Source organism: Streptomyces sp. NPDC006739 (assembly GCF_042869815.1).
Lineage (GTDB): Bacteria > Actinomycetota > Actinomycetes > Streptomycetales > Streptomycetaceae > Streptomyces.
On the sequence record NZ_JBIAGM010000071.1, the window covers coordinates 1 to 5,201 of the forward strand.

Genomic DNA, 5,201 nt, shown 5'->3' on the forward strand with positions numbered 1-5,201 from the left:
CGCCCGTCGAGTACGAAGCCAACTACTACACATAACTCACGAAACCCCAGGTCACAACCACAATCTGAGATCTCTACCGAACCCGGGGCGGTTCACCGACACACGCCCTGGTTGATGCGCTCGGCCGGCCGGCCGTGTTGCCGTGTCGAGATCAAGAACGGGTGCGGGCGGTCACCGGGAGCGGTAGGCGCGCTTGGACCGGCGACTCATTTCAGTGTTCTGGAACGCCACGCATTCCCACCGCCCGTCGCGGCGACGCAGTGTGAAGGTCTGGAACTTGTCCACATCGACCCGGCCGCCTTTGCCGATGCCGCCGACCGTGGTCACCACCGCCGTGGACTCGTCCGGCATTCGCACATCGATCGGCTTGACTGTCATGCGCGTGCCCTTCTGCCACCGGGTGAACACCTCGTGGTGTGTCTGCGCGATGGCGGCGCGCCCGAACATGGCATCTCCCATGAAGATCACGTATGAGGCGTCCTCGGCGAACTGCGCGGCATAGCGCGTCGCGTCACCCGCGTCCCATGCCTGCCGGACCCGCTCAAGGAACTCCTCGACCGTGTCCTCGCTCTTGACCGTCATCATCGTCTCCCTTGGCGGGGCGCCCGCAGGCGCGCATTTCGTTTCCACTGAAATTATTACAACCGAAACGGTATGGCAAGGCGAACCCCGTCCCTGGATCGAACAACCAGGCAGAGAGGCCCGATCACCACACCCGAGCGGGCCGCGCCCCGGATTCAACAGCGACGTTGGCATAGACGATCCCGAGCAGCCGACGCAGCTCAGCCTGGTCCTCCGCCGCCAGACCCGCGGTCAGCCGCCGCTCCGAGGCGCCCGCGAGCCTGATCAGCTTCTCCAGCTCCACCCGGCCCTCCTCCCGCAGGCGCACCAGCTTCACCCGGGCGTCGCTCGGCGACTCGCGCCGCTCCAGCAGGCCCCTCTCGATGAGCAGCGACAGCAGCCCGACCAAGCGGCTGGCCGGGATACCGAGTGAGGAGGCAAGCTGCTGCTGCGAATGTTCCCCGCCGTCACGCAACCCGCGCAGCACGGCGAAATGCCGCGGATGCAAGTCCTCCTCGGCCAGGGCCGACTCAAATGCGAGAGCCGCCGCGTTCCCCACCGAAGCGATCACGAAGCCGAGCGGCTCGTCCGCCCCGGCTTCCCACGTAGCAGGTCCCTTTCTCACCCGAGCAACGTAACAGCAGCTGACCGTTCCCATCGACACAGTCCTCCGCAGCCCTGCAGCGGGAAACGACCCCTGCCGCCAACCGCCTCCGAAGCCATGTGCTGAAGGCCAGTCACCCACAGGTCTTGACTATTGCTCCCGGCGTCCTGGTGAGTGCCTGTTTCACCGTTCCCAGAGGTGATCGCTCAGCCGACCGTAGCGACTGGCTGATTGAGATCGTGAGGCCTGTCTGACGACCTAGAGTGCGTGTTCGTGACAATCACTTCGGGAAGGCCAGCGATGTGGCGTGACCAGCGGTTTGTTCTGCTTGCTTCCGCTCGGACCATCTCGGTTCTGGGCAATGGGTTTGCTCGGGTGGCTCTGGCCTTCGCCGTGCTGGCTCTTCCCGGCGCCAGCCCTGGGAAGTTGTCCTTGGTATTGGCCTGTCAGTCGCTGCCGCAGCTGCTGTTCATCTTGGTTGGTGGCGTGATCGCTGATCGGATGTCACGGTCTCGGCTCATGGTCATTGCCGATGGCGTGGGAGCGTTGGCCTATGCAGGACTGGCCGCAATGACCTTGTCCGGGTATGCGCCCTTGGCTCTGATGTGCGGGCTTGCGGTGATAGCGGGACTGGCGAATGCTCTGTTCGCGCCGGCGATGGACGGGGTCGTGCCGCTTGTGGTCCCTTCGGACCGGTTGCAGCAGGCCAACGGCCTACTGCGGATGAGCACGAACACTTGCCTCTTTCTCGGCCTGGCGCTGTCGGGCGTTGTCGTCGCGTGGGTCGGAGCAGGTTGGGCCTTGGCCGTGAACGCCGTCTCGTTCGTGGTCAGTGCGGTACTGACGGGCCGTCTCCGGTTGCCCACACGGCCGGTCAAGACGTCGTCAGTGTGGGCGGACCTGCGTGAGGGATGGCAGGAGTTCACTTCCCGGCAGTGGCTATGGGTGGTGGTCGCCCAGTGCACGGCCGTGGTCTCCGTCTTCAGCGCAACTCTCGGAGTTCTGGGGCCGCTGATGGCCCAGCAGCATCTGGGCGGGGCCAAGTCCTGGTCGGTCATCGTGGCCGCCCAGGCGTTGGGCGCCATCGCCGGGGCGGGGCTGGCTGTGCGGGTACGGGTCAGCCGACCGATTCTGGCCGCTGTCATCGTCACGTTTCCGGCGGCTCTGCCCATGGTGTTCCTGGGTATCTCTGCACCGGTTTGGCTGATCGCCGCCGCCATGTTCTGCGCAGGTGTGGCCAGCGACATCTTCAATGTCTTGTGGGCCAGCACTCTGCAGCGCGAGATTCCCGAACAGGTCCTCTCGCGTGTCAGTTCCTACGACCTGTTCGGATCACTGGCCTTCGCTCCACTCGGCCTGCTTGCTGCTGGCCCTGTAGCACAAAGCGTCGGTTCGGGCACGGCTCTGGCCGGCTGCGCTACTGTCGTCGTGCTCGCAACTGTTGCTGCCCTGGCGTCTCCCCAGGTCCGCGCACTCCGGCGCAGTACATCCCCGTTCCAGGCATCGTCTGCTGCTATGAGCGATCAGGCTGGTGAAGAAGTCATCCGTTGATCCCTGCCTAATCGCGGCCCGAATCGCCCTCGCCCAAGACCTTGTTGAGGCTCGCCGGGCCGGGGCCAGCGGTGACCGCATGACGGCTGACTGCGGCACGTACGGGACGGCTCCGAAGCGGAAGCGACGGATCGTGATCGGCTACACCAGGACCGGGGACACGACCGATCACACCGCTGTCGGAGATTGCCTTGAGGTGGTTCGGCCAGGCATTTGCTCCGTAGCCCTCCGTTACCACCGAATGTGAGACAGGGCCGAAGACCGTACAGACCCGCTCCCGGGCGCTACCGCCCGATCACATACACCCCGTGCTCTGAACTGCCCAGTGCAAGGGAGCGGTTCGGCTGCCGCTGGTGGGATCCGGCTGGCCGGCGGGTTTTGTCGTGGATCTGTAACGGCGCCGGGTGGCGCACAACCGGGCGGAAGGGCTGTTCCTCTCAGTGATCGGCGAGGGCGCCAACCGGGCGCCCTCGCGACAAGGGGGTGGGTCTGACCCTGCGGGGGAGACCCACGGGAGGGAAGAGTCCATGACCAGGACGAAGAAGACCGGGATGAAGGCGGCCGTGATGGGGGCGCTGGGTCTGGCTTCGGTGGCGCTGGCCGCTGTGCCGGCGTTCGCCAAGGGTGACGTCAGCATCACCGCGCCCCACACGGCGCACGTCGGCAAGACCATCACTGTCGCGGCGCACGGCGACGACGACAGCGCCGGGTACTTGCACCAGCTGTGCCTTGAGGAGCGCACCGGCAAGCAGCCATGGCACCAGGAGAACTGCAGCACCCCCGTCAAGGGCGACGCGCGGGTGACCGCACGCGGGTTGGCCGCGCACCGCGGCGACCTGCAGTTCCGCGCCGTGCTGTACGGCCTGACCAGTAAGCACGACCAGCACCCCGTGGTGCTGCACGCCTGCAACGTGGTCACGGTCCACGTCCGCTGAGCCACCAACCCGGCCGCGGACAGCTGGCCCAGCCGCTGCCCGCGGCCGGACTGCCCGGTGGAGGCGCGGAAGACCCGGTGAAGTGGGACGGGCTCACGCCGGCGACCCGGGCGAGTTCGGCGACCTGTTCGACCCGCCAGTTGAGGCGCCGTCGGGGCGTTGTCACGTTGTTGGGTGTGGGGGTGTCTGACGGTGTGCCGGGGCGTGGTGGAGTCGGGTTCCGGCTGTGTGCTCACGGTGCGGTGGGCAGACTGGCGACGCCGGTGATCTTCTCCCAGATTGCGAAGCGGACGGTCATCTCGGCTCGGTAGTCGGATGCGGGGATCAGATGGCGGCGGGGCCGAAAGTGGGGCGAGATGCCGCTGAACGCGGACAGAAACCGCTGTGCTCCGCCCACGGAGCGGAAGCTTCATCGCCCGTTCGCGCTGCCTGGTCGGCTGGTGACTGTTTTCCGCCCGGTTGTTCCGGCCCTTGTGGGAGCGGTGCTCGACGCAGGGCATGACCTCGCGGAGGGCCGCGCCGTAAGAGCGAAGCTTGTCGGTGACGACCACCCGCGGCACTGCGCCGGTCTTCTTCACCAGCCTGCGGAAGCAGCGCCTGGCCGCGGCCTTGTCCCGGCGGTTCTGCACCAGTATGTCCAGCACATTGCCGTCCTGGTCGACGGCCCGCCACAGGTACCGCTGCGCACCGTTGATCTTGATGAAGACTTCGTCCAGATGCCACTTGCCCCCAGGCCGAGGCTGCCGGCGGCGCAGCGCGCTGGCGTACTGCTGCCCGAACTTGCCACACCACCGCCGCACCGTCTCATAGGAGACGCTCACGCCGCGCTCGAGCATCAGTTCCTCGACCTCGCGGAACGACAGCGGGAAACGGTGGTACAGCCACACGCAATGGGAGATGACCTCGACCGGGTACCGGTGCCCCTTGTACGACAGCGACGCGCTCCCCACGGACGACCCCTCCCAGCCTGATCAACCCGAAGATCATCCCACCGGTCAGCCAACGTGACAGTGCCCTCCAGGCTCGTGGTTCGCGGCAGTGGCTGATTATCCGGTGTAGCCGGAGAGCCCCGCGAGCAGTGCCTCGTCGTTCTGGCGTGTGCGGGCACGGTCTACACAGCCCAGCGCGGCGGTACCCACGCCGAGGAGGATCGCGGCGGCGATCGCCCACCAGGTTCCCGAAGCGTATGTGAGGGTCAGGCCGGGCTGGCTGCGCTCCAGCCTGTACACCCCGAACGGGTATTCGAGCTCAATGGCTGAGGCGGACTGGAGCACGGCGAACACCGTCAGAGCGGCTGCCGGAATGGCGGAAGCTCCCGCGAGGCGGCGTGGCAGTCGGGGCCGTGAGGCCATCGCGACGGTGAGGATCAGCAACAGGCCGAAGGACGCGTACACCCACCACGGGTGGTCGATGCCACCCAGGCCATAGGCGTACCCGCTGCTCGAAGACAACGACGCCAAAGACAGCTCGTCTTCCCATTTCGATGCTAGCGGCGCCTGGACGTAGGTCCACGTGGAGAAGGCGGCGATGGCCGCGCAGATGAAACCGGC

At 66.5% G+C, this 5,201-nt stretch carries 5 protein-coding genes and 1 pseudogene; 2 read left to right on the forward strand and 4 right to left on the reverse strand.

Annotated features, from left to right (window positions below; translation table 11 throughout):
* Positions 1–171: 171 nt before the first annotated feature.
* Both ACFYMM_RS44085 and ACFYMM_RS44090 read right to left on the reverse strand, forming a co-directional pair.
* The gene (locus tag ACFYMM_RS44085; protein WP_388398438.1) at positions 172–585 is read right to left on the reverse strand and encodes an SgcJ/EcaC family oxidoreductase; all 414 of its coding nucleotides are present in this window, start codon (positions 583–585) and stop codon (positions 172–174) included.
* 121 nt (positions 586–706) lie between these two features.
* Positions 707–1,219: a MarR family winged helix-turn-helix transcriptional regulator gene (locus tag ACFYMM_RS44090; RefSeq protein ID WP_388398441.1), complete on the reverse strand. Its 513-nt coding sequence runs from the start codon at positions 1,217–1,219 to the stop codon at positions 707–709.
* Positions 1,220–1,438: 219 nt separating this feature from the next.
* On the opposite strand from ACFYMM_RS44090, the gene ACFYMM_RS44095 reads away from it, so the two are divergent.
* Positions 1,439–2,716: an MFS transporter gene (locus ACFYMM_RS44095; RefSeq protein ID WP_388398443.1), complete on the forward strand. Its 1,278-nt coding sequence runs from the start codon at positions 1,439–1,441 to the stop codon at positions 2,714–2,716.
* 527 nt (positions 2,717–3,243) lie between these two features.
* Complete coding sequence (locus tag ACFYMM_RS44100; RefSeq protein WP_388398446.1) at positions 3,244–3,651, forward strand: hypothetical protein; 408 nt, start codon at positions 3,244–3,246, stop codon at positions 3,649–3,651.
* Between the two features lie 232 nt (positions 3,652–3,883).
* Here ACFYMM_RS44100 and ACFYMM_RS44105 read toward each other — a convergent pair.
* Together ACFYMM_RS44105 and ACFYMM_RS44110 are read right to left on the reverse strand one after the other, a co-directional pair.
* Positions 3,884–4,601, reverse strand: a pseudogene (locus ACFYMM_RS44105) (IS6 family transposase).
* A gap of 96 nt (positions 4,602–4,697) precedes the next feature.
* The coding region (locus ACFYMM_RS44110) for a hypothetical protein (protein ID WP_388398448.1) at positions 4,698–5,201 on the reverse strand (504 nt) is incomplete at its 5' end.

What these genes read in the sequence shown, in the direction of transcription:
- ACFYMM_RS44090 (WP_388398441.1), bottom strand. Translation starts at nt 1,219, where the DNA reads ATGGGAACGGTCAGCTGCTGTTACGTTGCTCGGGTGAGAAAGGGACCT.
- ACFYMM_RS44100 (WP_388398446.1), top strand. Translation starts at nt 3,244, where the DNA reads ATGACCAGGACGAAGAAGACCGGGATGAAGGCGGCCGTGATGGGGGCG.
- ACFYMM_RS44085 (WP_388398438.1), bottom strand. Translation starts at nt 585, where the DNA reads ATGATGACGGTCAAGAGCGAGGACACGGTCGAGGAGTTCCTTGAGCGG.